General features: G+C 41.8%; 23 protein-coding genes. 9 read left to right on the plus strand and 14 right to left on the minus strand.

The genetic code is table 11. The features are described 5' to 3' along the window. Positions 1-14 precede the first annotated feature (14 nt). Together LPH68_RS11635 and LPH68_RS11640 are read right to left on the minus strand one after the other, a co-directional pair. Positions 15-587, minus strand: a complete 573-nt coding sequence (locus LPH68_RS11635; RefSeq protein WP_015531006.1) for a porin family protein — start codon at positions 585-587, stop codon at positions 15-17. A 196-nt stretch (positions 588-783) separates the two neighbouring features. After that, positions 784-1,317, minus strand: coding sequence for an outer membrane beta-barrel protein (locus LPH68_RS11640; protein WP_009039498.1), 534 nt, complete (start codon positions 1,315-1,317; stop codon positions 784-786). A gap of 406 nt (positions 1,318-1,723) precedes the next feature. On the opposite strand from LPH68_RS11640, the gene LPH68_RS11645 reads away from it, so the two are divergent. Then, positions 1,724-2,287, plus strand: a complete 564-nt coding sequence (locus LPH68_RS11645) for a YdeI family protein (protein ID WP_118419475.1) — start codon at positions 1,724-1,726, stop codon at positions 2,285-2,287. Between the two features lie 108 nt (positions 2,288-2,395). Here LPH68_RS11645 and ppdK read toward each other — a convergent pair whose 3' ends face one another. Next, positions 2,396-5,116: a pyruvate, phosphate dikinase gene (gene ppdK, locus LPH68_RS11650; RefSeq protein ID WP_230296940.1), complete on the minus strand. Its 2,721-nt coding sequence runs from the start codon at positions 5,114-5,116 to the stop codon at positions 2,396-2,398. A gap of 247 nt (positions 5,117-5,363) precedes the next feature. Here ppdK and rlmD point away from each other — a divergent pair, with 247 nt between their 5' ends. Continuing rightward, on the plus strand, positions 5,364-6,734 hold the full coding sequence (gene rlmD / locus LPH68_RS11655) for a 23S rRNA (uracil(1939)-C(5))-methyltransferase RlmD (protein ID WP_229077641.1): 1,371 nt from the start codon (positions 5,364-5,366) through the stop codon (positions 6,732-6,734). A 103-nt stretch (positions 6,735-6,837) separates the two neighbouring features. Then, positions 6,838-7,758 carry an RluA family pseudouridine synthase gene (locus LPH68_RS11660; protein WP_004312314.1) on the plus strand — a complete coding sequence of 307 codons (921 nt, stop codon included), beginning with the start codon at positions 6,838-6,840 and terminating at the stop codon, positions 7,756-7,758. Between the two features lie 74 nt (positions 7,759-7,832). Here the strand turns inward: LPH68_RS11660 and LPH68_RS11665 are convergent, their stop codons facing one another. Continuing rightward, the gene (locus tag LPH68_RS11665; protein ID WP_008022678.1) at positions 7,833-8,231 is read right to left on the minus strand and encodes a hypothetical protein; all 399 of its coding nucleotides are present in this window, start codon (positions 8,229-8,231) and stop codon (positions 7,833-7,835) included. 111 nt (positions 8,232-8,342) lie between these two features. On the opposite strand from LPH68_RS11665, the gene LPH68_RS11670 reads away from it, so the two are divergent. The 4 genes from LPH68_RS11670 to LPH68_RS11685 all read left to right on the plus strand — a co-directional run bounded on the left by LPH68_RS11670 (position 8,343) and on the right by LPH68_RS11685 (position 12,908). Continuing rightward, positions 8,343-9,983, plus strand: coding sequence for a B12-binding domain-containing radical SAM protein (locus LPH68_RS11670; RefSeq protein WP_008643700.1), 1,641 nt, complete (start codon positions 8,343-8,345; stop codon positions 9,981-9,983). Positions 9,984-10,094: 111 nt separating this feature from the next. Next, a complete protein-coding gene (locus LPH68_RS11675) occupies positions 10,095-10,718 on the plus strand; it encodes a DUF4858 domain-containing protein (protein ID WP_118408867.1) in 624 nt (207 codons plus the stop codon). 100 nt (positions 10,719-10,818) lie between these two features. Then, positions 10,819-11,673, plus strand: a complete 855-nt coding sequence (gene map / locus LPH68_RS11680) for a type I methionyl aminopeptidase (protein WP_008643702.1) — start codon at positions 10,819-10,821, stop codon at positions 11,671-11,673. Beyond that, positions 11,673-12,908 carry a DNA recombination protein RmuC gene (locus tag LPH68_RS11685; protein ID WP_118408516.1) on the plus strand — a complete coding sequence of 412 codons (1,236 nt, stop codon included), beginning with the start codon at positions 11,673-11,675 and terminating at the stop codon, positions 12,906-12,908. Before map ends, LPH68_RS11685 begins: the two co-directional genes overlap by 1 nt. On the opposite strand, the gene nhaA is transcribed toward LPH68_RS11685, so the two are convergent. From nhaA to LPH68_RS11710, 5 genes are all read right to left on the minus strand, one after another. After that, positions 12,905-14,206 (minus strand): Na+/H+ antiporter NhaA, encoded by a 1,302-nt coding sequence (nhaA, locus tag LPH68_RS11690; protein ID WP_008022684.1) that lies wholly within the window; start codon positions 14,204-14,206, stop codon positions 12,905-12,907. The genes LPH68_RS11685 and nhaA overlap by 4 nt on opposite strands. Positions 14,207-14,251: 45 nt before the next feature. After that, entirely contained in the window at positions 14,252-15,430 is a 1,179-nt protein-coding gene (locus tag LPH68_RS11695; RefSeq protein WP_120144364.1) for a sodium:proton antiporter, read from the minus strand. 140 nt (positions 15,431-15,570) lie between these two features. Continuing rightward, entirely contained in the window at positions 15,571-17,352 is a 1,782-nt protein-coding gene (lepA, locus tag LPH68_RS11700) for a translation elongation factor 4 (RefSeq protein ID WP_004312779.1), read from the minus strand. A 128-nt stretch (positions 17,353-17,480) separates the two neighbouring features. Then, positions 17,481-17,681 carry a winged helix-turn-helix domain-containing protein gene (locus LPH68_RS11705; RefSeq protein ID WP_004295603.1) on the minus strand — a complete coding sequence of 67 codons (201 nt, stop codon included), beginning with the start codon at positions 17,679-17,681 and terminating at the stop codon, positions 17,481-17,483. A 155-nt stretch (positions 17,682-17,836) separates the two neighbouring features. After that, positions 17,837-18,295 (minus strand): C-GCAxxG-C-C family protein, encoded by a 459-nt coding sequence (locus tag LPH68_RS11710; RefSeq protein WP_004312774.1) that lies wholly within the window; start codon positions 18,293-18,295, stop codon positions 17,837-17,839. 92 nt (positions 18,296-18,387) lie between these two features. Here LPH68_RS11710 and LPH68_RS11715 point away from each other — a divergent pair, with 92 nt between their 5' ends. Together LPH68_RS11715 and LPH68_RS11720 are read left to right on the plus strand one after the other, a co-directional pair. After that, on the plus strand, positions 18,388-18,654 hold the full coding sequence (locus LPH68_RS11715) for a hypothetical protein (RefSeq protein ID WP_008643710.1): 267 nt from the start codon (positions 18,388-18,390) through the stop codon (positions 18,652-18,654). 15 nt (positions 18,655-18,669) lie between these two features. Next, positions 18,670-19,077, plus strand: a complete 408-nt coding sequence (locus tag LPH68_RS11720; RefSeq protein WP_004312772.1) for a secondary thiamine-phosphate synthase enzyme YjbQ — start codon at positions 18,670-18,672, stop codon at positions 19,075-19,077. Here the strand turns inward: LPH68_RS11720 and LPH68_RS11725 are convergent. From LPH68_RS11725 to pheT, 5 genes are all read right to left on the minus strand, one after another. Beyond that, on the minus strand, positions 19,072-19,833 hold the full coding sequence (locus tag LPH68_RS11725; protein WP_230296941.1) for an exodeoxyribonuclease III: 762 nt from the start codon (positions 19,831-19,833) through the stop codon (positions 19,072-19,074). The genes LPH68_RS11720 and LPH68_RS11725 overlap by 6 nt on opposite strands. 29 nt (positions 19,834-19,862) lie before the next feature. Continuing rightward, the gene (locus LPH68_RS11730; protein ID WP_008022695.1) at positions 19,863-21,116 is read right to left on the minus strand and encodes an Nramp family divalent metal transporter; all 1,254 of its coding nucleotides are present in this window, start codon (positions 21,114-21,116) and stop codon (positions 19,863-19,865) included. 258 nt (positions 21,117-21,374) lie between these two features. Continuing rightward, a complete protein-coding gene (locus LPH68_RS11735) occupies positions 21,375-21,620 on the minus strand; it encodes a TIGR03905 family TSCPD domain-containing protein (protein ID WP_032843626.1) in 246 nt (81 codons plus the stop codon). A gap of 9 nt (positions 21,621-21,629) precedes the next feature. Then, positions 21,630-22,367, minus strand: coding sequence for a YebC/PmpR family DNA-binding transcriptional regulator (locus LPH68_RS11740; RefSeq protein ID WP_008643715.1), 738 nt, complete (start codon positions 22,365-22,367; stop codon positions 21,630-21,632). A 33-nt stretch (positions 22,368-22,400) separates the two neighbouring features. Then, entirely contained in the window at positions 22,401-24,863 is a 2,463-nt protein-coding gene (gene pheT / locus LPH68_RS11745; RefSeq protein ID WP_151920954.1) for a phenylalanine--tRNA ligase subunit beta, read from the minus strand. Positions 24,864-24,931 lie beyond the last annotated feature (68 nt).

The following is a 24,931-nucleotide window of genomic DNA, read 5'->3' on the forward strand; positions in this document are numbered from 1 at the left end:
TCAGTGTTTTCTTATCAGAACTTATATCCTACAACAATAGAAAAGTTCATGTTTTTAGGATTACCAAATTTCTGCACATCAACCAAACCGAATTGACCATCCAAACCTGCAATGATTCTACCAAATTCCAATGCAACTCCTACGCCAAGACCTGCATCAAAACGCTTCAAAGCATCATCACCAAAAGTATCAACTTTACGTTCTGTATCGTTTCCTAAATCAAATTTTGTTTTACCAGCAATACCACAAGCAAAATAAGGACCTGCATTAACTACAAGATTCGTATTATCTGCAACATTAAAACGTGCAGCAGCCATTACCGGTAATTCCAAATACATTGCATTAATGCTATTTCCATCTTTCTTTGCACCTTTACTAGTCAAGAATAATGAAGGCTGCAATGACCATGTATCATTAAAAGCATATTCAAAACCTCCTCCAAGCTTAAAGCCAACTTTTGCATTCAGATCAAGATCACCTGTATAATTACTAAAGTTCATCCCTACCTTGGCATTCCAACCTGTAATTTGAGAAAAACCTGCTACTGAAATCAGCGCAAATAAAACAAACAAAACACTCTTCTTCATAATTTTAAAGTTTTAAATTAATACTAAAGGTTTTTATTGACCTTATTGTTTAACAATGCAAATGTATAATTGTAATTTGTATTAAACAACTTTTTCGTTAACAAGTGCGTAATTTATAGAGATTATACATAAAAAAAGGGAATTCCCTATTTTTGAGAACTCCCTTTCCTATTTTGTTGAATTACTTTTCTTCTTATCAGAATGCGTAGTGGAAACCAATTGAAAGGTCTTCGCTAGTAAGATTAAGTCCGAATGAATGCTTAATAGGAGCATAATCCTCATCATAATCCATATTTCTCCGATAACCCAAGAAACCATACTTAGCTATAAAAGAGAAATTGTCATTCAACTTAACTGCGATTCCCGGTCTCAAACCGACTTGACCTCTTTTAAAAGTATCTCCATCTTTCACTTTATCAAAACCGATTGAAGCGGTTCCATCTAAGAATAAACGCACAATACCACTTTCATAATAAGAGAAACGGATATACGGAGCAAAGTCAAATGAATTCATAGAAACTTTGTTTGCATACTCATGTCCATACGCTAATTCAGCACCCAGCGCCCATGTTTCATTAAAGTTGTATCCGATTTCCGGAGCAATTTTAAAAGAAGTAGTGTTGCCTGTGCTGTTACGCCAAACGTTCAAAGATCCGCCTACGTAAATGTCTTGTGCTTTTACAGCGATAGTTGCTAACATCACAACTACCAATAATAAACCCTTTTTCATTTTCTTTGTTTTTTAAATTAAACGTTAGACCCCAATTCGGTCGATTGATTTCTGGGTGCAAATGTAAAGCAGTTTTTATGAACAAACAAACATTTAGTTAGTTTTTTATAATAAACACCAAATAAATGTTTAACGGAGACTCTGTACATCATATTATATAGCAACACAAAATTCTTGCTATCGATTCTTATTCAAATATATTGCATGTAGTGAGTGTTGTCATACCATAATAAGCCAAAGGATTTAAGAAGTAATGAGGACTGTTTCTTTAAGATTTAGTATCTTTGACGGGTGGTAAGCCTTTCAGCCATCAGACACAGACGCGTTTGACTGACATTGTATAGTGTAAAATGCTTCGTTATTATGAAAGTAAAGGCAATAAAACAGTTAGTTTAAACGATTGGGTATGTCAATAGAAATAAAGTATTTCGAGAACAGAAAAGATTGGCGAAAGTGGTTGAATGACAACTTTGAGATTGCCAATGAAGTTTGGTTTGTATTTCCCAGCAAGTCTTCAGGCGAAAAAAGTATCACATACAACGACGCTGTTGAAGAAGCTCTTTGTTTCGAGTGGATTGACAGTACAATAAAATCGCTCGACAAAGAACATAAAATTCAGCATTTCACACCCAGAAACCCTAAAAGTACCTATTCGCAAGCTAACAAAGAAAGACTTAAGTGGCTATTGGAAAATAAAATGATACACCCCAAATTTGAAGATAAAATACGAAATGTATTGTCTGATCCTTTCATTTTCCCCAATGATATAATTGAAAGATTGAAGGAAGATAAGACAATATGGGAAAATTATCTCCATTTTTCCGACGCATATAAACGTATCCGAATTGCATACATTGAAGCAGCCAGAAAACGACCTGAAGAATTTGAAAAGCGATTAAACAACTTTATCAATAAAACGAAAGAAAATAAAAAAATCAGAGGATTTGGTGGAATTGAGAAATACTATTAATCCCAACTAAAAATCAATGATAATCTAAAATAAAATAGACTGCAAATACTTTCGCAAGTATTTACAGTCTATTTATCAGATAGTTAAGTACCTAACCAGCGTATTTGACTATCCTTCTATCGCTGCCTGCGCCGCCGCCAGTCTGGCAATCGGCACTCTAAATGGAGAACAACTAACGTAGTTCAAACCTACCCGGTGACAGAACTTCACAGAAGAAGGCTCACCACCATGTTCACCACAGATACCACATTTCAAATCCGGACGGATAGCACGGCCTTTTTCTGTCGCCATACGTACCAGCTGTCCCACACCATTCTGGTCGAGAACCTGGAACGGGTCTACTTTCAAAATCTTCTTTTCCAGATAAACAGGAAGGAAAGAAGCTATATCATCACGAGAATAACCGAAGGTCATCTGCGTCAAGTCATTTGTACCGAATGAGAAGAACTCGGCAGAAGAAGCAATACGGTCGGCAGTCAAAGCAGCACGCGGGATCTCGATCATTGTACCTACTTTGAAGTCAATACTATCTCCTACTTCCTCAAACAATTTCTTAGCTTCCGAGCGAATCACATTTTCCTGCTCCTTGAATTCATACAAGATACCGGTTAACGGAACCATGATTTCCGGATGAGTTTCCACTCCTTCTTTCTTCAGTTCCAATGCAGCACCCAAAATTGCACGTGTCTGCATTTGAGTAATTTCAGGATAAGTATTTCCTAAACGGCAACCACGGTGACCCAACATCGGGTTATGTTCACACAGTGATTCTACACGTTGCTGGATATATTGCAGGCTTACACCCATCGTATCCGCCATTTCTTGCTGTCCCTTCAAATCGTGAGGAACGAACTCATGCAAAGGAGGATCAAGCAAACGAACGGTTACCGGGCAACCAGCCATTGCTTTAAAGATACCTTTGAAGTCTTCTTGTTGATATGGAAGAATCTTAGCCAATGCTTTCCGACGTCCTTCTGCATTTTCCGCCAGGATCATTTCACGCATTGCTTTGATCTTTTCGCCTTCGAAGAACATGTGTTCTGTACGGCAAAGGCCGATACCTACTGCACCGAAGTTACGTGCAACTTCCGCATCATGAGGAGTGTCCGCATTGGTACGTACCTGCAAACGAGTATATTTATCAGCCAGTGTCATTAATTCGGCAAAGTTGCCGGAAAGCTCTGCAGCTTTCGTTTCTACCTTACCATTATATACTACACCTGTACTTCCGTTCAAAGAGATATAGTCACCTTCTTTCAGCAACACACCATCAATCTCTACCGTACGGTTTTTATAATCAATGTTCAATGCACCTGCACCCGATACGCAGCATTTACCCATACCACGAGCCACAACAGCCGCGTGAGAAGTCATACCTCCACGAGCCGTAAGAATACCTTCGGCCACTGCCATACCGGCCAAGTCTTCTGGAGAAGTTTCGATACGCACCATCACCACACGTTTACCGGCAGCATGCCATTCGGCAGCGTCATCAGCAAAGAATACGATCTGACCGGTTGCAGCACCCGGAGAAGCCGGAAGACCACGGGTCAACACTTTGGCTTTCTTCAAAGCATCCTTATCGAATACAGGGTGGAGCAATTCATCAAGTTTATTCGGTTCCACGCGCATCAAAGCAGTCTTTTCGTCAATCATACCCTGACGGAGCAAGTCCATAGCAATCTTTACCATGGCAGCACCTGTACGCTTACCGTTACGTGTCTGGAGGAACCAGAGTTTACCTTCCTGTACGGTGAACTCCATGTCCTGCATATCTTTATAATGATTTTCCAGTTTAGTCTGAAGAGCATCCAGTTCTTTATAGATTTCCGGCATTGCTTCTTCCATTGAAGGGAATTTAGCAGCACGAACATCTTCGGTAATGCCAGCCAATACAGCCCAACGTTGAGAACCAATCTTAGTGATCTGCTGTGGAGTACGGATACCTGCCACTACATCTTCACCTTGTGCGTTAATCAGGTATTCACCATTGAAAAGATCTTCGCCTGTACCGGCATCTCGTGAGAAACAAACACCTGTAGCCGATGTATCACCCATATTACCGAACACCATAGCCTGTACATTGACAGCTGTACCCCATTCATCAGGTATACCTTCCATCTTACGATAAAGAATAGCGCGTTCATTCATCCATGAATCAAATACAGCACAGATAGCTCCCCAAAGTTGTTCGTATGCACCAGTCGGGAAATCTTTTCCGGTCTGTTCTCTTACAGCGGCCTTGAATTTCTTTACGAGTTCCTGCAAGTCTTCCACTTTCAACTCGTTATCCAGTTCTACCCCTTTCGCTTTCTTCACCTCTTCGATGATAGCTTCGAACGGGTCAATATCATCTTTATTGGTAGGCTTCATGCCCAACACAACGTCACCGTACATCTGTACAAAACGACGATAAGAGTCCCATGCAAAACGTGCATTACCCGTTTTACGGATAATACCTTCCACCACTTCATCATTCAATCCGAGGTTCAGGATCGTATCCATCATACCCGGCATAGATGCGCGTGCACCGGAACGTACAGATACCAACAAAGGATTTTCAACATCACCGAATTTAGATTTCATCAACGCTTCCACATGAGCGATCGCTTTTACAACTTCATCTTTCAGCAACTCAACCACTTTATCACGTCCTAACGTATTGTATTCCGTACAAACATCTGTAGTTATTGTGAATCCGGGAGGGACAGGAATTCCGATTAAATTCATTTCAGCAAGGTTGGCTCCCTTACCACCGAGCAAATTCTTCATGTCAGCCTTTCCTTCTGCCTGACCATTACCAAAGGTATAAACTCTTTTTTTATCCATAATATTGTGTTTAAAGTTACATTATGACTTTTTTCTGTTCGCAAATCTAAGGATATTTCTCAAACTTGAAAACTTTTTGCGAAAAAACTTTCTATCAAAATGCAATTTCGACATTACAATCCGGAATAATTCTGTATACCCGAATTTTTTCCAAAAAAAATACCTACTTTTGCAAAGTAATTATTAGACTGGTGTAAAAGTGGCAAGAAAGAAAAAAGAGCTTCCCTTATTGGAGAAGGTAACAATCATGGATGTGGCTGCCGAAGGAAAAGCCATCGCAAAAGTAAACGACCTGGTGATTTTTGTTCCCTATGTAGTGCCGGGTGATGTTGTAGACCTGCAAATCAAGCGTAAAAAGAATAAATATGCCGAAGCTGAAGCGGTAAAGTTTCACGAGCTGTCGCCCAATCGCGCTGTTCCTTTCTGCCAACATTATGGCGTATGCGGTGGCTGCAAGTGGCAAGTGCTCCCCTATTTAGAGCAGATCAGATATAAGCAAAAGCAAGTGGAAGATAATTTGAGACGTATTGGAAAGATCGAACTTCCCGAGATTTCTCCGATTCTCGGTTCTGACAAAACGGAGTTTTACAGAAACAAACTGGAATTCACCTTTTCAAATAAGCGCTGGTTGACAAACGAGGAAGTTCGTCAGGACGTGAAATACGATCAGATGAATGCGGTAGGTTTCCACATTCCGGGAGCGTTCGACAAAGTACTGGCTATTGAGAAATGCTGGTTGCAGGATGATATATCCAACCGCATCCGGAACGCAGTACGTGACTACGCTTACGAACACGATTATTCTTTCATCAATCTGCGCACACAGGAAGGTATGCTGCGGAATATGATTATACGCACATCTTCCACAGGGGAACTGATGGTAATCGTCATTTGCAAGATTACAGAAGATCACGAAATGGAACTGTTCAAGCAATTACTCCAATTCGTAGCGGACTCTTTCCCCGAAATCACTTCGCTTCTATACATTATTAATAATAAGTGCAACGATACCATCAACGATTTGGACGTTCACGTATTTAAAGGGAAAGACCACATCTTTGAAGAGATGGAAGGCCTGCGTTTCAAGGTCGGCCCGAAATCATTCTATCAGACTAACTCGGAACAGGCTTATAATTTATATAAGATAGCCCGTAACTTTGCCGGATTAACAGGAAACGAACTGGTATATGACCTTTATACAGGAACAGGAACAATTGCCAATTTCGTTTCACGCCAAGCCCGTCAGGTGATCGGTATCGAATACGTGCCGGAAGCTATTGAAGACGCAAAGGTGAATGCAGAGATCAATGATATCAAGAACGCAATTTTTTATGCCGGTGATATGAAAGATATGCTGACGCAGGATTTCATCAATCAGCATGGACGCCCCGACGTAATCATCACAGACCCTCCCCGTGCCGGTATGCACCAGGATGTGATTGATGTCATTTTGTTTGCGGAACCGAAACGAATTGTATATGTTAGTTGTAATCCTGCTACTCAAGCGCGGGATCTGCAATTACTGGATGAAAAGTATAAGGTGAAGGCTGTTCAACCCGTAGATATGTTCCCTCACACTCACCACGTAGAAAATGTGGTGTTGCTGGAACTTCGATAAAGAGTTCACCACAGATTAGCACAGATTATAATAATCAGTAATAAAAATCTGTGTTAATCTGTGTAATCTGTGGTGAAAAATAAATTCTCAAAAGAAAAAAGAAATGAAAAAAAGACCTAGAAGAACTCCTGCTGAAAAAGCACGTGCTCAATATACCAATTATGCAGTCAAAGAGCCCATGGAATTAATGGAGTTCCTGGCTGCCAAGATGCCGGATGCAAGTCGCACGAAATTAAAATCGTTGTTAAGCAAGCGGGTCGTGTTTGTTGATAATGTGATAACCACGCAATTCAACTTTCCCCTTGAAGCAGGCATGAAAGTGAAAATTAGCAAGCAAAAGGGAAAGAAAGAATTTAATAACAGATTGCTGAAGATTGTATATGAAGACGCCTATATCATTGTCGTCGAAAAGATGCAAGGACTTCTATCCGTCAATACGGAGCGTCAGAAAGAGCGCACTGCCTACACGATACTGAATGAATATGTGCAACGCTCCGGACGTCAATTCCGTGTGTTTATCGTTCACCGCTTAGATAGAGATACTTCCGGTCTGATGATGTTTGCCAAAGACGAAAAAACACAGCGGACGCTACGCGACAACTGGCATGAGATAGTGACCGACCGCCGATATGTAGCTGTAGTGGAAGGTAGTATGGAAAAAGATTATGATACAGTCGTTTCCTGGCTGACTGATAAAACGCTTTACGTAAGTTCCAGTGAATATGATGACGGTGGATCAAAATCTATTACCCACTATAAGACAATCAAACGCGCTAACGGATATTCTCTGTTGGAACTCGATTTGGAAACTGGCCGAAAGAATCAGATTCGTGTACACATGCAGGATTTAGGCCATCCTATTATCGGCGACGGAAGATATGGAAGAGAAGATTCTCCCAACCCTATCGGACGATTGGCACTCCATGCCTTCAAACTTTGTTTCTATCATCCGGTAACGGGAGATTTAATGGAGTTCGAGACGCCTTATCCGGCGGAATTTAAGAAGTTGTTTCTAAAAAAATAAAACAATATGCTCAAAATAGAAAAGGAGTTATATCGATTGATATAACTCCTTTTCTATTTAAATTATAATTTATTCTATTGCATCTGCAACTCAATATAATCAATATATCCTCCATCAAGATACAAATCACCTTGCAAATAACGACCTCTAACACGAACACCTCTAATCTCACGTAAAGCAAAATCATAACCATAATCAAGATACAATGTTCCATAATCCACCCACCAACGGAATGGCAAATCACCGGCAGGTCTACCATCGTAGTCAAAGACTTGGTAATCTATTCCCAAACCATTGTTATCCAAACGAATACCACTTTCTATCGGATTATTGTCAGAACCAAACCATAAATCACCAACCCAAGTACGTCCCATCAAATCGTCATAAATATCTTCATCGTCTTCACACGAAGTAAAGCCAACCAATAAAGTCAGCATCATCAAGATACCCGCATATTTCTTTATCATTTCCATAATTCTCTAGTTTATTGCGTTTATTAATACAAAATTAGCGTTTTTTATTTACTATACATTACAAGCCACAAGTTTTTTGTACCTTTGCAAAGATAATATTAAAATTTCCACATGAAACTTCTTTGGCTTGATTTAAATAGTTCGTACGCTCATTCTTCGTTGGCATTACCTGCCTTACATGCCCAAATAGCAAATAATACAGACATTGAATGGTGTACCGTCTCCGCTACGATCAATGAAAACACTGGCAGTGTCGTCAATCAAATCTACCGCCATCAACCGGATATCATTGCAGCTACCAATTGGCTATTCAATCATGAGCAACTCCTGCACATTGTTTCACGCGCAAAAGCATTACTACCTCACTGCTGTGTTATACTCGGAGGTCCCGAATTTTTAGGAGATAATGAAGCTTTCTTATATAAGAACAAATTTGTAAGCGGAGTGTTTCGCGGAGAAGGCGAAGAAGTATTTCCATTATGGTTAAAAGTGTGGAATCAGCCAAGAAAGGAATGGAAATCAATCACAGGACTTTGTTACCTGAATGAATCAGGAGAATATCAGGACAACGGACTTGCCCGTGTCATGAACTTTTCTGAATTGGTTCCTCCTGAAAAAAGCCGTTTCTTCAATTGGAGCAAACCATTTGTGCAGTTAGAAACTACCCGGGGATGTTTTAACACCTGTGCTTTTTGTGTCAGTGGAGGTGAAAAGCCGGTTCGTACCTTATCTCTCGAAGCAATCAAAGAACGTCTCGACGTGATACACGAACACGGAATCAAAAACGTGCGAGTACTGGATCGTACTTTCAATTACAATAATAAACGGGCAAAAGAGCTATTAAACTTATTCCGCGAATACCCGGACATCTGTTTCCATCTGGAAATTCATCCGGCACTACTTTCCGATGAACTCAAACAGGAATTAGCCACTCTGCCTAAAGGTCTGCTGCACCTGGAAGCCGGTATCCAAAGCCTTCGGGAAAACGTGCTTGAACAAAGTCGAAGAATAGGAAAACTCTCCGATGCTTTGGCCGGACTCCACTATCTATGTTCACTTGAAAACATGGAAACTCATGCCGACTTGATAGCCGGGCTCCCACTCTACCATCTATCAGAGATTTTCGACGACGTCCGTACCTTAACCGAGTATGGCGCAGGAGAAATCCAACTGGAATCTCTGAAATTACTTCCGGGCACCGAAATGCGAAGAAGAGCGGATGAATTAGGTATACAGTATTCTCCACTTCCTCCATACGAAGTACTTCAAACCCGTGAAATCACGGTAGATGAGTTACAAACAGCCCATTATCTGTCACGCCTGTTAGACGGTTTCTATAACACTCCTACCTGGCGAAATATCACCCGTATACTAATTTTGGAGAACCCCCATTTCATACATGACCTACTCGACCATCTGGTCCGGACAGATGTCATCGACACTCCTCTTAGCTTGGAAAGAAGAGGATTAATCCTTTATGATTTCTGCAAGAATCATTATCCCGACTACCTGACACAAGTCAGTATTGCATGGATAGAAGCAGGTATGTCATTAAAAAAAGCTCCGGCAGAAAAAGTAAGAACCAAAAGACAGTTACCTCCTGAAAGTTGGGAAGTAGTATACGGTGCATACCGTGAAAATCTACGACTATGTTTCCTCCCTGTCGATGAAGAAGGACATGGCTACTGGTTTGGCTTTGAATCGGAAATTCAGAAGATACAACCGGTTTTCAAAGCTAGAAAATTATCATAAACAAAAGAAAAGTATTCCCATATTATGTGAAATAATTACTATTCACTAATCGTTCAAAGCAGCATATCCTGTTTTTCACCGTCCATACAATAAACTTTACTAGCACAGTGTATGGACATTCGGAAATATCAATTGAATATTCTTTGTTTATTATTGTTCCCCTTATCCGCAACAGGGCAAGAATGGAGCAAACAGGACTCATTGAGACTTCAGCAAATGTTGGAATCCGATCAGGAAATCAAGAAAAACAGAAAGCTTATCGAAAAAATAGAGCAAAAAATGTACTCTCGAAAACCATTTGTAGATTTTGATCCCACACTACCCACTTTAAAATCTTCCACAATCTTTTCGAGACCTTCTATTCACACATACAAGATGTTCCAAAAGCCAGGTTCCACCTTTTTACCCACTTATTCCTGGTTAAGAATAAACAAGAACCTTATCCTGCATAGTAAAAGCGACTTTGCAGAAAATTCCAATCATTTCCATATCCAAAGCCAAATGGAATATAAATTATCCTCCAGATGGTCTCTCGACATATATGGTTCACAAAACCTCGATACCCGAAGATACCGAGGGCTCCCCTCCGAAGTGGAACCAACCAAATTAGGAAGTAATGTCGTTTTCAAAATAAATAAAAACTGGAAAATCAAAACAGGGATGCAATACCAATATAATGCTATACGAAAAAGATGGGAATGGATACCTCAAGTTAGCGTTTCATACGAATGGTAAATCCTATTGATAATTGAGGATCGAAAAGTTTTAGAAAGCAAGAAAGCATATTTTCCATTTATTCTCGTACCTTTGTCATACGATTAAATATGCTATCATAATGAAGAACTTTATCAAGGGATTCCGGTTTACCCCCTCTAATTATCCGGCAGAAGTAGAAGCAAAAATACAGAAATACAGAAAACAAGGTTACAAACTTCCACCGCGTAAAGTACTCCGTACCCCCGAACAATTGGAAGGTATCCGGGAAAGTGCCAAAATCAATACTGCACTGTTAGACTATATTTCAGAAAATATTCGCGAAGGAATGTCTACTGAAGAGATTGATGTATTAGTATATGATTTCACCACCAGCCACGGTGCTATCCCTGCCCCACTCAACTACGAAGGATTTCCTAAAAGTGTATGCACAAGCATTAACGACGTGGTTTGTCACGGTATTCCCAACAAAAATGAGATTCTAAAAAGCGGAGACATTATCAATGTGGACGTTTCTACCATTTACAAAGGATATTTCTCCGATGCATCCCGTATGTTTATGATTGGCGATGTCAATCCTGACATGCAAAGATTAGTACAGGTCACCAAAGAGTGCATGGAAATAGGTATTGCCGCCGCACAACCCTGGAAACAACTGGGTGATGTAGGCGCCGCCATCCAGGAACATGCAGAAAAGAACGGTTTCAGCGTAGTTCGTGATCTCTGCGGACATGGCGTAGGTATGCAATTCCATGAAGAACCGGACGTAGAACATTTCGGCCGACGGGGTACGGGCATGATGATCGTACCGGGAATGACCTTCACCATCGAACCCATGATTAACATGGGAACCTACGAAGTCTTTATAGATGATGCCGACGGATGGACTGTCTGCACCGACGATGGACTACCTTCCGCCCAATGGGAAAACATGATTCTGATTACTGAAACCGGAAACGAAATTCTTACTTATTAATGGAATTAATTTTACTTATCGTTGTTGCCGCATTAGTGATAGTCTTACTAATACTGTCACTTACAAAAGGTAATAATCAAACGCAAGCGGAACAACTGCAAACAGCTTTGCGCCAACAAATGCAGGAGAATCGCGAAGAACTGAATCGCAGCATCCGGGAACTCCGCTTGGAGATGACTCAAACGCTGAATCAGAATATGCAGCAATTGCAAGATGCATTGCACAAAAATATGTTGACTAACGGAGAGCTGCAGCGTCATAAATTCGATATGATGGCCCGTCAACAGGAATCATTGATTAAATCGACCGAAAAGAGGTTGGATGACATGAGGACAATGGTGGAAGAAAAATTGCAAAAGACATTGAACGAACGCATTGGCCAATCATTTGAAATTGTCCGCTCACAACTTGAGAATGTGCAGAAAGGACTAGGCGAAATGAAATCTCTGGCTCAAGACGTAGGCGGATTAAAGAAGGTGTTGAGCAATGTAAAAATGCGTGGTACATTCGGCGAAGTTCAGTTAGGAGCATTATTAGAGCAGATGATGAGTCCGGAACAATACGACGCTAATGTAAAAACCAAGAAAAGCGGAACCGAATTCGTTGAGTTTGCAATCAAACTTCCGGGAAAGGATGATGCGAACAGCACCGTCTATCTGCCTATCGACGCTAAATTTCCCAAAGATGTGTACGAACAATATTATGATGCTTTTGAAGCAGGAGATACTGCATTGATAGAATCGTCCGGCAAGCAATTGGAAACAACCATCAAAAAAATGGCAAAAGACATTCACGACAAATATGTAGATCCTCCTTTTACCACAGACTTCGCCATTATGTTTCTGCCTTTTGAAAGCATTTATGCCGAAGTAATCCGAAGAACAAGCCTGGTAGAAACTCTGCAAAAAGATTACAAAATAGTTGTCACAGGACCTACTACACTAGGGGCTATCCTAAATAGCCTGCAAATGGGATTCCGCACGTTAGCTATTCAAAAGCGAACGGGAGAGGTTTGGACGGTATTAGGAGCTGTAAAAACAGAATTCAGCAAATTCGGAGGACTACTCGAAAAAGTACAGAAAAACCTTCAAAATGCCGGCGACCAACTAGAAGAAGTAATGGGTAAGCGGACTCGCGCTATCGAACGAAAACTCCGCCAAGTTGAACAATTGCCACATGAAGAAAGCATGAAAATTCTTCCGATAGATGATGGAGACGATGAATCGACAGATTAAAGCGAAATCCGAAGTACGACATATCCCAGTAAGCCGGAAAGTACGGTTCCGGTCAATACACCAAATTTGGCCTGATTCAATAATACAGGATAGTCTACCCCAAAAGAAAGATTAGCGATAAAGAGTGATACAGTAAAGCCAATACCTCCCAACAATGCAACTCCGGAAAGATTCTTCCAGGTCATCCCTAAAGGCATGGGAGTCAATCTTATTTTTATAGCCAGCCAGGTAAAGAAATATATTCCAATAAATTTTCCCAGTAACAGACCGGCAGCAACAGCAATACTGACAGCTCCCACTAATTCGCCTCCCCCACTAAACACAACGCCGGCATTGACAAATGCAAAAAGAGGAAGAATCAAATAATTGACTGTTCCATGCAAATTATCTTCTAATGACTGCAACGGACTAATTACACGGTCGGAAGCCGATTCGACCTCTTTCAACTTGGCTATTTGCTCATTAGTCAGCACAATGCTTTCAGATTGCATTGCCGGAAAACCGGCAATGGTATGACGAATTTTTTCGATGTACTTCCCTACATTCAGACGAGGTTTAGCGGGAATAACAAAAGCAAGAATAACTCCCGAAATAGTGCTATGAATACCGGATTGCAAAAATAAATACCAGATAATCACTCCAATCACCAAGAAGAATACCTTATTTGTCGTTCCATACTTTCCTATAAAATAAAGTAAAATATAAAAAAGTATAGCTACCAAAAGATAACCATAGGCAACATGTGAACTATAAAAAAGAGCGATCACCAAAATTCCCCCGATATCATCGACTACCGCAAAAGCAGTCAAAAAAATCTTCAAACTCAACGGCACACGGCTACCTAATAAGCTCAACACCCCCAATGAAAAAGCAATATCCGTAGCCATAGGAATGGCGAGTCCATGTCCGCCTTCACTACCCGGAACACAAATAAGCGAATAGATCATCACAGGCAACAACATCCCACCACAAGCGGCAATGAAAGGCAACACCGCCTTACGGAAAGAGGAAAGCTCACCTACCAATAGCTCACGTTTGATTTCCAGTCCAACCAATAAAAAGAAAATCGTCATCAAACCATCATTGATAAACTCAATCATTCGCAGATTTTCCCCACCATGCGAAAGCAAATTAAAATTTCCTATCTGTAAATGAAGTTCATGCGACAAAAATTCCTGATATACCGGAGCCACAGAAGAGTTCGCAATAATGGCTGCCGAGATAGCAGCCAGGAATAAAAGAATACTCGCCGTGATATTCATAGACGAGAAGTTCCGCATAGTCCGCAAAATAGTCATAACGAAATGTTTTTATAATATTAGTTTTGCAATATACAGAATTTTCTAATTAGTATAACTCCTTAAAGCAAGATTTTTGACCCAAAGTACAAAAATTCCTGTCAAAATCAGATTCAGTACCAAGGTAAGAACAGAAATTACCAACGCCGGACCACCCAAGTTATAGCCCAATGCAATGAAAATGATTCCGGCTCCTACCTCACCACGGGTAAACATACCGATGGAAAGAGCCAGTCGCTCGCTTAACTTCCGGTCACGGTAAAAGAACATCGGGCAAAGCTTTCCTATATTCGACAATAAAGAGACAATCACCACATGAAACAGAATCATTCCCCACGACATCATCTCCTGCGAACCGGTGACGGAATAAGCACCTGCATGAGTCTCCGCAAAGTTCACACCAATAAAATGCGGCATACTCATCCCCACCAGGAACATGAAGAAAAATGAAATTCCGGTAGAAACCTTTCGTTCCACGGGCGTATCATGTTCCTTATGTTTCATAATCATACCCAGCACAAATGCAGGCAGCAGGACTTCAATATGAATACTTCCCTCCTCCCCATACAATTCCTTACTACCGAGATAAAGAATTTGAGTAGCCAAAAATATGATTATTGAATAAAAGAGGATAGCCTTCCAATCCTGACGCCAATCGTATTTATTCAGCCTTTGCCAGCCGATCGATAATAACAGGAACACAATCACCACCACAATAATCAACTGCCAGCGCAGCCCGATCATCATAATCTGAAGAGGAATCATCAAAAGAATCGTATCCAAATCATCGAAAATAGCCAACACCTGTATCTTCTTATAAATCCAACTGGACTTTAGCCCGATAGCCGCCAACATCGTAAACAAAATACCGGCTGATGTCGGTGCGGCAAAACGGCTCAACAGCAAATTCTCCTTCCAGGCTTCCCAACTGTTCCAAAAATCGGGTGGCAGCAATACAAACACATAATAGATGGCAATCATAAACCACGGCAAAGCAGCCGTAGCCATGGCAATAAAATAATCCTGGGCGTAACTTTTCCACCGTGTCTTATCAAGAACAAATTCACGGCCTACATTAATCATTATAAAACTAAGGCATACATAGAGCAATACATTCGATATGGATTTAACAGCTCCATAGCCATCCCCTGCCATCATCGGCAGGAATTGCGAAACGACGAGCCCCAGCATCAGGAAGCCCGAAAAAGACAGAACTTTTCTCATATTTATAGTTGTTTGTTCCTAAAAAGTGATTGCCAAGGAAAGCTCTGCAGACAGAAGGCAATCACCTGGTGTATTAAAAACTAACCGCAAGTCAATTTGTTCAGAACATATCTCTGAAAAATTGCTTGCGGCAGTGTTTTTTAATCCAGCTTCAGTACGGCGAGGAAGGCTTTCTGCGGCACTTCCACGTTACCGATTTGTTTCATTCGTTTTTTACCTCTTTTCTGTTTTTCAAGCAGTTTACGTTTACGGCTCACGTCGCCACCATAACACTTCGCGGTCACATCCTTACGAACCGCCTTAATGGTTTCGCGAGAAATAATCTTCGCTCCGATAGCTGCCTGAATGGCAATATCAAACTGTTGACGCGGAATAAGTTCCTTCAACTTCTCACACATCCGGCGTCCCATATCGTAAGCATTGTCAATATGCGTCAAAGTGGAAAGCGCATCCACAGGCTCACCGTTCAAGAGGATATCCAACTTCACCAGTTTAGAAGTACGGAAACCATTCGGATGATAATCAAACGAAGCATACCCTTTGGAAATACTCTTCAACTTATCATAAAAGTCAATCACAATTTCTCCCAAAGGCATATTATAATAGATTTCCACCCGGTTACCGGAGATATATTCCTGTTTAATCAATTCACCACGCTTACCTAAACAAAGCGTCATGATAGGACCGATATAATCGGTAGTAGTAATAATAGATGCTTTGATATACGGCTCTTCGATATGGTCAATCATAGTCGGGTCGGGCATACCACCAGGGTTATGCACTTCCTTCATATTACCTTGCTTATCATATATATGGTAAGAAACGTTCGGCACCGTAGTAATCACATTCATATCAAACTCACGGTCCAAGCGCTCCTGCACAATCTCCATGTGGAGCAATCCGAGGAAACCACAACGGAAGCCAAAACCCAAAGCCAACGAAGATTCCGGCTGGAAAGTCAAAGACGCGTCATTCAACTGCAACTTCTCCAAAGACGCACGGAGATCTTCAAAATCCTCCGCTTCAATCGGATAAACTCCGGCAAATACCATCGGCTTCACTTCCTCAAAACCGGCAATAGCCTTTTCACACGGACGGGCAATATGCGTAATGGTATCTCCCACTTTCACCTCTTTGGAAGTTTTGATACCGGAAATAATATATCCTACATCTCCCGTACGAAGTTCGTTACGAGGCACCATATCCATTTTCAACACCCCTACTTCATCGGCATCATACTCTTTTCCCGTATTGAAGAACTTCACCTTGTCTCCCTTGCGAATCATACCGTTTTCGATCTTGAAATAGGCTATAATTCCGCGGAAAGAATTAAATACAGAGTCGAAAATCAAAGCCTGCAACGGAGCCTCTTCATCTCCTTCCGGATGAGGGATCCGCTCAATCACAGCCGCCAGTATCTCTTCCACTCCCATCCCCGTTTTGCCGGACGCACGGATTACTTCCTCCCGTTTGCAGCCCAACAATTCAACGATCTCATCTTCCACTTCTTCGGGATTGGCACTCGCCATGTCACATTTATTAATCACCGGAATAATCTCAAGGTCATGCTCAATGGCCATATACAGATTTGAAATCGTCTGCGCCTGCACTCCCTGGGAAGCATCGACAATCAGCAACGCACCTTCACACGCAGCAATAGAACGCGATACCTCATACGAAAAGTCCACATGTCCCGGGGTGTCAATCAAGTTAAGGATATACTTTTCACCCTGATAAGTATATTCCATCTGGATAGCATGGCTCTTGATAGTGATCCCTCTTTCCTTCTCCAGATCCATATTATCAAGCATCTGCCCGGAAGTCACCTGAATGGTATGTGTAAACTCCAACAAACGGTCAGCCAAAGTCGACTTACCGTGGTCAATATGAGCAATAATGCAAAAGTTGCGTATATTCTTCATTCTGAATTCTTATTATTTTATCTTTTTGGTGTGCAAAGATACGTAAATGGCGGAATAAAAAAAAATGCGTTGATAACATTATGATTATGTACCAACGCATTTTTTTATTGCTTAAGTGAGTTACTCGCTTAGATCAATTTGATGAAGAGTTCACCTTCAACTTCTTCCACAGAGACTTTGTCTTCTCTCAATAACCAGCCAAGGCCGAGAAACAGATCTTTGTCAACCAATTTAGTTGCTTTTTTAAGCTGCTTGGCAGTCATTCCTTCTGTTTCGTTCAGTGCATTCCAGATAGTACCTGCAATTACACCAGCTTTTTCTTTCAACATTTGCTTTGCAATTTTAGTTAGACATGCTTAAAATCTTTCCAGCCATAAAGACTTTCAGATTTTATTTCGGAGGCAAAGATAGTTATTTTTATGTTATATAACACTTTATTGAGCACTTTTTTACCGTTTTTGTAATAAAAAAGCATTTTAGGAGCTCATTTTGGATGCTTTTCGAGATATTCCGACCAAATTCTTGCCGCTTCTTCAACCATTTTTGCACAGGGACGCTTGCTATAATATTGAGCAGTACGCTCTTCCGGAATAGTGGAGACCGGCTCTTTTTTCTTTAATCCCAACAATTCGCCACAAATCAGCGAGCCGTTACGCTTCTTAAATTCAGCCGCCAGTTCTTGCACTACCGCATAATTGGCAGCTTTTCCTTCCCGGTCAGTTGCTTCCGTAGCACCGGTTTCCAAGCCTGCCACCAGAAACATGCCGCAGGCAGCTCCACACGTTTCACGCATCCGTCCGATGCCCCCGCCAAAAGAAGCACTCATACGCAATGCCTGTTCCTGTGTAAATCCATACATGTCTGCAAAAGCCGCTACCACCGACTGTGAGCAGTTATATCCACTCTTAAAAAGCTCCACTGCTTTCTGTATTCTATCTTCCATAAACTATTTTGCATTTTTATTTCGTGCAAAAGTATAAAAAAGTATCTTTGTATCAGATAGGGCGTAAAGATTAAAATCAAAAAAAAGAAAATATGAACAAAACTATTTCATATAAAGAATCGACAGCCATTGCCATCCAAGCTATGATGAGCGCAGCCAGAAAGGATGAATATGCCGATAGGAAAAGAAAAAGTAATTTCCCTCAAAACAGAAAGAAACGTGATGTCACTCTCAAGGACATACGTGAATGGAACAAAAGAAGGAATTATAAAGAAGACACAGGAATCACAATCAACGCGATGATGGAATCAGCCGTCAAAGATCCGTATGTGGATCTGAATCCACCATCCAAATTTTAAAAAGCTAAAATATATATGGCTACAACATTTGACATCCAACTACCTCATTATTCGCGCGGATTTCATCTAATCACGCGCGATATTGTCTCACAGCTACCCCCACTTCCTGAAAGCGGTCTGCTGGTAGTCTTTATCAAACACACTTCTGCCGGACTGACTATCAACGAAAATGCAGACCCGGACGTACGGCATGACTTTCAGACGTTTTTTAATAAACTCGTTCCCGACGGTGCTCCCTACTTCATCCATACCCTTGAAGGCCCTGACGATATGAGTGCCCATATAAAAGCCTCCCTGATAGGAAGCTCGGTCACCATCCCCATCAAAAACCACCGTTTGAACTTAGGTACATGGCAAGGCGTCTACCTCGGCGAGTTTCGCGACGGAGGAGACACCCGTAAATTGAGTATTACCATTCTATAATATTTCCAGAGCCATCGGACAATGGTCGGAATGTACGGCCTCATTCAAGATATACGCCCGTTTCAACAGCGGGCGTACCGGCTCGCTGACCATACAATAATCAATTCTCCAGCCTTTATTCTTGGCACGCGAATTAAAACGATAGCTCCACCAGGTATATTCCTGTTTCTCCGGACAAAGCGTACGGAAAGAGTCCACATATCCCGCAGACAGGAAACGCGTCATCCATTCCCGTTCTTCAGGAAGGAAACCGCTGTTGGTCGCGTTCCGGACAGGGTCATGAATATCAATCGGCTCGTGACAGATATTATAATCGCCGCAAAGAATCAAGTTGGGACGAGACTTCTGCAACTCCATCACATATTTCTGGAAATCTTCCAACCAGACCATTTTAAAGGCCTGGCGTTCATCTCCGCTCGTTCCCGAAGGATGGTTAACGCTGACTACCGACAAGTCTCCGAAGTCCGCACGAATGAAACGTCCTTCATTATCGTATGCTTCCATTCCCATCCCATATTCCACATGGTCCGGTTCCCGCTTGGTAAGTATAGCCACTCCACTGTATCCCTTCTTCTGCGCCGAGTATAAATAAGACTTGTAGCCCAATGCTTCAAACACTTCTCCCGGATATTGGTCCGGTTGCAGTTTCGTCTCTTGCAGACAAAGAATATCAGGATTCTCCTGTGCCAACCATTCCGGTAACCCTTTAGATACGGCAGCACGTAGTCCGTTCACGTTATAAGTAATAATTTTCATCATTCTATATTTATAAGTTCATGTTCATTTTATGAAAACAAAAGCATAATGTTCAGTACCGAAACGATAATAGCAATCGAGTACAACACGAACGTACTCCAACGACTATTGACATAATCGCCCATCACCTTTCGGGAAGACGTCAGTCCCACCTGTAAGAACACGGTGAAAGGCAATTGAATACTAAGTACCATCTGCGAAATAATCAATCCTTTAAACGGATCTCCAATAAAGAAAATCAGCAATAAGGCAATTCCCAAAGACAAGAGAACTCCCACCTGCGAGTGACTGTCCTTGATATGATAAGACTCGCCGAAAATACCTGCAAAAATAGAACCTGCCGCCATTCCGCTCGTAATAGTTGACGAAATGCCCGCCATCAGCAATGCCAATGCAAATACAATTGCCGCATTACTTCCCAATAAAGGTTCGAGCAAAGACTTAGCCTGTTGCAGTTCCTCTACCTGAATACCGCTCTTAAAGAAAGTGGCGGCCGCCAGCAGAATCATGGCACTGTTAATCGCCCAACCAACAATCATTGAGAAAAGAGTGTCAAACAACTCATATTTCAATACCTTCTTAATAGAAGCATCATCTTTCTTATTGTACTCGTGACTCTGTATCACCTCCGAATGAAGGAACAGATTGTGAGGCATCACTACCGCTCCCAACACACTCATGATAATCAGCATACTACCTTTCGGGAAAGAAGGAGTCACCCACCCCGCCGTTGCAGCCGGCCAGTCTATTTCCACCAGAAACAACTCATAAATAAATGAAAGCCCGATAACAGAAACGAACGCAATGATGGAACGTTCTATCTTTTTATACGAATTAGTGAAAAGCATGATGGAGACAAAAAGCGTAGTCAATACAGCTCCCCATATAATAGGAATATCCAATAACATTTCCAACGCGATGGCACCTCCCAGAATTTCCGCCAGGGAAGTAGAGATCGACGCCAGTACTGCTGTACCAAGAATAGGTCGTGACACCCATTTAGGAGTGTACTTAGTGGCCGCCTCCGAAAGGCAAAGTCCGGTAACGATTCCCAAGTGAGCAACATTGTGCTGAAGGACAATCAGCATGATAGTAGACAAGGTAACCACCCAAAGCAAGGAATAGCCGAATTCGGAACCGGCGGCGAAATTAGAAGCCCAGTTTCCCGGATCAATAAATCCTACAGTAACCAGTAGCCCCGGACCAATATATTTAAAAACATCCAGTCCACCCAGATAGCGTTTATGATCTTTGCGTCTTAAGTCTTGAAAAATATTCTTCATTTTTGCATAATAGTTTATCCAGTACAAATATACTTATAAATAACGAGTGAGAATCAATTTTAGTTCAAAATACCGACCAATAAGTAGATGACCTATGGACACAGATGATACACTAATTATGAGGACATTATTATAAAAGGATTGAGTAAGGACTACTCGAGAAAAGGAAATAAGGACTTTCTGCAAAAAAAATGACCTCCGACAAACCAATTGCCAGAGGTCACAAATCAATATATAATTTACATAAATGAAGATCAATCAATATCCCATCTCATGCAATGCATGACATAATTGATCGGGACAAGATGTCGGCCTGCCACCACAACGCACTCCTTCAAGTTTTGCGATCACCTCCTCCACCTTCATTCCTCTCACAAGGCGGGAAATACCTTGAAGGTTACCATTACATCCTCCCCAGAAAGCAACTTCCTTCACCACTCCATCTTCCACATTCAGTTCGATATTCGTGCTGCAAGTTCCCTGGGTCTTATAAACATATTCCATAACCTTACTTTACTCTTCACCCTCTTCCGGTTGCATGTTGGTATAGACAGTCTGCACGTCATCAAATTCTTCCAGACGTTCGATCATCTTATCCAATGTTTCGCGTTGTTCCGGAGTAACCTCTTTCAAGTCGTTCGGGATATAAGTGAAGTCTCCACCGACATCTTCAAAGCCACATTCTTCCAAATGCTTCTGAATAGCGGCGTAGCTCTTAGGATTACCATAGATAGTAATTGTTCCCTCTTCATCATCTTCTTCATATTCATCTTCCACGTCATAGTCGATCAGATCGAGAATCAGTTCTTCCATATCCAATCCGTCTTTCTTCTTGAAAGTGAACACACATTTGTGGTCGAAAAGGAACGCAAGAGAACCCATTGTACCCAGATTGCCACCGAACTTATTGAATACCGAACGAACGTCAGCCACCGTACGAGTTGTGTTGTCTGTCAATGTGTCTACAAACACAGCAATACCGTGAGGGCCGTATCCTTCATAAGTCATGCTCTTGTAGTCGCTCTGGTCTTTACCCATTGCGTTTTTGATAGCACGTTCAATGTTATCCTTCGGCATGTTTTCACGCTTACAAGTAGCGATCACCGAACGCAGCGTCGGGTTGTTTTCAGGTTCCGGACCGCCTGCCTTTACAGCGATAGCGATTTGTTTACCCAGTCTTGTAAAAGTTTTAGCCATGTGGCCCCATCTTTTCAGTTTAGCGGCCTTTCTATATTCAAATGCTCTTCCCATTGGTTTATATTTTTAATAATGACAATTTTAAGTTTATCTAAGTTTGGCACCCAGTTTATCTTCCAGGTTCTTCACCAGTTTCGACATGATCTTATCAATCATCTTATCATTCAAAGTCTGGTTTTCATCCTGAAGCAGGAAGCTCACCGCATACGACTTCTTACCCGCTTCGAGGTTCTTACCTTCATATACATCGAAGAGTTCCACTTCTTTCAACAGCTTCTTCTCTGTTTCGTATGCAATCTTTTCGATTTCGGCAAATTGTATATTCTTATCAAGCAACAATGCCAAGTCGCGTTTCACAGCAGGGAATTTGGAAATTTCCTTGTAGCTGATCTTCACAGAACGGATGGCTTTCATCAATTCCTTCCAGTTCAAGTCGGCGTAATATACTTCATTGTCGATATCAAATGCTTTCAACAGCTTCTTAGTTACAATACCGAAAGAAGCAAGACGTTTTCCGCCCTTTGTGTTGACAGAGAGTGCGGCAGCAAAAACATCGTCTGTCAGATTACCTACAACCAGATTGTGCAAATCCAGTCCCAGACGTTTTAATATATTTTCTACGTACGCTTTCAATTCATACACCGAACTATTTTCATCCGCATGCGCCCATGAATTGGAAACCTTCTTACCGGTTACCCACAAGCCCAGGTGATAATCTTCCGAATAAGGAGCCAGTACCTTCTCTTCGTTCTTCTTGTCAGCATTGAAATAATAACAGTTACCGAATTCGAAGAATTTCAGATCAGCGTTCTTACGATTGGCGTTATGAGCAATGCTTTCCAGTCCGCCGAACAGCAAAGTCTGACGCATAGCGTTCAAATCAGCACTCAACGGATTGAGCAACATCACCAGGTGATTGGACGGATAAGCCTCCAACCCATCATAATAAGCAGCACGAGTCAGTGAGTTGTTCAGAATTTCATTGAATCCACAGCCCACCAGTTGTTCTGCAATCAGATTCTGCAATTTATTCGACTTGTCGTGCTCACCCTTTGTAGTCAGACTGGAGTTCAACGTAGTCGGAATTTCCACATTATTATATCCATAGATGCGAAGAATATCTTCAATCACATCGCAATCACGTTGCACGTCTACACGATAAGGAGGAACAGCCAATGTCAGTCCTTCTGCCGTTTCATTGGTAATCTTCATTTCCAAGCTGGTCACAATGCTCTTGATTGTCTCTACCGGAATCACTTTACCTACCAAAGAATGTACTTTTCCGTAAGCAAGATCGACGATAAAATCCTGTGCAGGGGTAGTGAATACATCTTTTATTTCAGAAGAAATCGTACCGCCAGCCAGTTCTTTCACCATCAAAGCAGCCAGTTTCAGGCAATAAATCACGCCGTTCGGATCGATACCACGTTCGAAACGGAAAGAAGCATCCGTATTCAAGCCATGACGACGAGCCGTCTTACGCACCCATGTAGGATGGAAATAAGCACTTTCGATGAATACGTCTGTCGTGGCTTCCGTAGAACCGGAGTCCAGTCCGCCGAATACGCCGGCAATACACATGGCCTCTTCCTTGTTGCAAATCATCAGGTCGCGTTCGTTCAACTTACGCTCCACTTCATCCAACGTAACGAACGGAGTACCTTCGGGCATTGTTTTCACAATCACTTCATTGCCTTTAATCTTTCCGGCATCGAAGCAATGCAACGGCTGACCGAAAGCATGAACGATATAGTTCGTAATATCCACTACATTATTAATAGGGCGCACACCGATCAGGCGCAATTTGTTTTGCAGCCATTCCGGACTCTCCTTCACCGTTACACCTTTCACGATAACACCGGCATAATGCGGACAAGCTTCGCTGTTTTCAACCTTCACTTCGATATTCAAGTCATGGTTTTCCACTTTAAAGCCATCCACTGACGGGCGTTGTAAAGTTGCCTGACGACCGTTCTGAATCAGATAAGCATACAGGTCACGAGCTACCCCATAGTGAGAGCAGGCATCCGCACGGTTAGGCGTGATATCCACTTCCAGTACATAATCGCTCTTGATATTATAATAATCCTTGGCAAGCGTACCCGGAACAGCAGTTTCCGGCAATACGATGATACCTGCATGATCCGTACCGATCCCAATTTCGTCTTCGGCACAAATCATACCTGTAGATTCTACCCCACGGATTTTTGATTTCTTGATGGTAAAACATTCGTCACCGTCATAAAGTTTCGTACCTAAAGTAGCTACCACCACTTTCTGTCCGGCAGCCACATTCGGGGCACCACAAACAATCTGTACCGGTTCACCGTCTCCCAGATTAACAGTAGTAATATGCAAATGGTCAGAGTTAGGATGTTCCGTGCAGGTCAGCACTTCACCGATCACAAGTCCTTCCAAACCACCTTTAATGGTTTGCACTTCTTCTACACCACCTGTTTCCAAGCCGATAGAAGTCAACGCAGCAGCCGTTTCATCGGGCGTCAGGTCGAAGTTGACATACTCTTTCAGCCAGTTATAAGAGATATTCATATACTTAATTTTTTATTGTTTCTCAAAAAGATTCGCAAAGTTAATAAGATTTTTCGGTTGACCGAGAA

Source organism: Bacteroides sp. 1_1_30, assembly GCF_020982715.1.
In the GTDB taxonomy this organism is placed as follows: domain Bacteria; phylum Bacteroidota; class Bacteroidia; order Bacteroidales; family Bacteroidaceae; genus Bacteroides; species Bacteroides xylanisolvens.

Excerpts from the sequence above, each read along its gene's own strand:
- LPH68_RS11635 (WP_015531006.1), bottom strand. The coding sequence starts at position 587 with ATGAAGAAGAGTGTTTTGTTTGTTTTATTTGCGCTGATTTCAGTAGCA.
- LPH68_RS11640 (WP_009039498.1), bottom strand. The coding sequence starts at position 1,317 with ATGAAAAAGGGTTTATTATTGGTAGTTGTGATGTTAGCAACTATCGCT.
- LPH68_RS11645 (WP_118419475.1), top strand. The coding sequence starts at position 1,724 with ATGTCAATAGAAATAAAGTATTTCGAGAACAGAAAAGATTGGCGAAAG.
- ppdK (WP_230296940.1), bottom strand. The coding sequence starts at position 5,116 with ATGGATAAAAAAAGAGTTTATACCTTTGGTAATGGTCAGGCAGAAGGA.
- rlmD (WP_229077641.1), top strand. The coding sequence starts at position 5,364 with ATGGATGTGGCTGCCGAAGGAAAAGCCATCGCAAAAGTAAACGACCTG.
- LPH68_RS11660 (WP_004312314.1), top strand. The coding sequence starts at position 6,838 with ATGAAAAAAAGACCTAGAAGAACTCCTGCTGAAAAAGCACGTGCTCAA.
- LPH68_RS11665 (WP_008022678.1), bottom strand. The coding sequence starts at position 8,231 with ATGGAAATGATAAAGAAATATGCGGGTATCTTGATGATGCTGACTTTA.
- LPH68_RS11670 (WP_008643700.1), top strand. The coding sequence starts at position 8,343 with ATGAAACTTCTTTGGCTTGATTTAAATAGTTCGTACGCTCATTCTTCG.
- LPH68_RS11675 (WP_118408867.1), top strand. The coding sequence starts at position 10,095 with ATGGACATTCGGAAATATCAATTGAATATTCTTTGTTTATTATTGTTC.
- map (WP_008643702.1), top strand. The coding sequence starts at position 10,819 with ATGAAGAACTTTATCAAGGGATTCCGGTTTACCCCCTCTAATTATCCG.
- LPH68_RS11685 (WP_118408516.1), top strand. The coding sequence starts at position 11,673 with ATGGAATTAATTTTACTTATCGTTGTTGCCGCATTAGTGATAGTCTTA.
- nhaA (WP_008022684.1), bottom strand. The coding sequence starts at position 14,206 with ATGACTATTTTGCGGACTATGCGGAACTTCTCGTCTATGAATATCACG.
- LPH68_RS11695 (WP_120144364.1), bottom strand. The coding sequence starts at position 15,430 with ATGAGAAAAGTTCTGTCTTTTTCGGGCTTCCTGATGCTGGGGCTCGTC.
- lepA (WP_004312779.1), bottom strand. The coding sequence starts at position 17,352 with ATGAAGAATATACGCAACTTTTGCATTATTGCTCATATTGACCACGGT.
- LPH68_RS11705 (WP_004295603.1), bottom strand. The coding sequence starts at position 17,681 with ATGTTGAAAGAAAAAGCTGGTGTAATTGCAGGTACTATCTGGAATGCA.
- LPH68_RS11710 (WP_004312774.1), bottom strand. The coding sequence starts at position 18,295 with ATGGAAGATAGAATACAGAAAGCAGTGGAGCTTTTTAAGAGTGGATAT.
- LPH68_RS11715 (WP_008643710.1), top strand. The coding sequence starts at position 18,388 with ATGAACAAAACTATTTCATATAAAGAATCGACAGCCATTGCCATCCAA.
- LPH68_RS11720 (WP_004312772.1), top strand. The coding sequence starts at position 18,670 with ATGGCTACAACATTTGACATCCAACTACCTCATTATTCGCGCGGATTT.
- LPH68_RS11725 (WP_230296941.1), bottom strand. The coding sequence starts at position 19,833 with ATGAAAATTATTACTTATAACGTGAACGGACTACGTGCTGCCGTATCT.
- LPH68_RS11730 (WP_008022695.1), bottom strand. The coding sequence starts at position 21,116 with ATGAAGAATATTTTTCAAGACTTAAGACGCAAAGATCATAAACGCTAT.
- LPH68_RS11735 (WP_032843626.1), bottom strand. The coding sequence starts at position 21,620 with ATGGAATATGTTTATAAGACCCAGGGAACTTGCAGCACGAATATCGAA.
- LPH68_RS11740 (WP_008643715.1), bottom strand. The coding sequence starts at position 22,367 with ATGGGAAGAGCATTTGAATATAGAAAGGCCGCTAAACTGAAAAGATGG.
- pheT (WP_151920954.1), bottom strand. The coding sequence starts at position 24,863 with ATGAATATCTCTTATAACTGGCTGAAAGAGTATGTCAACTTCGACCTG.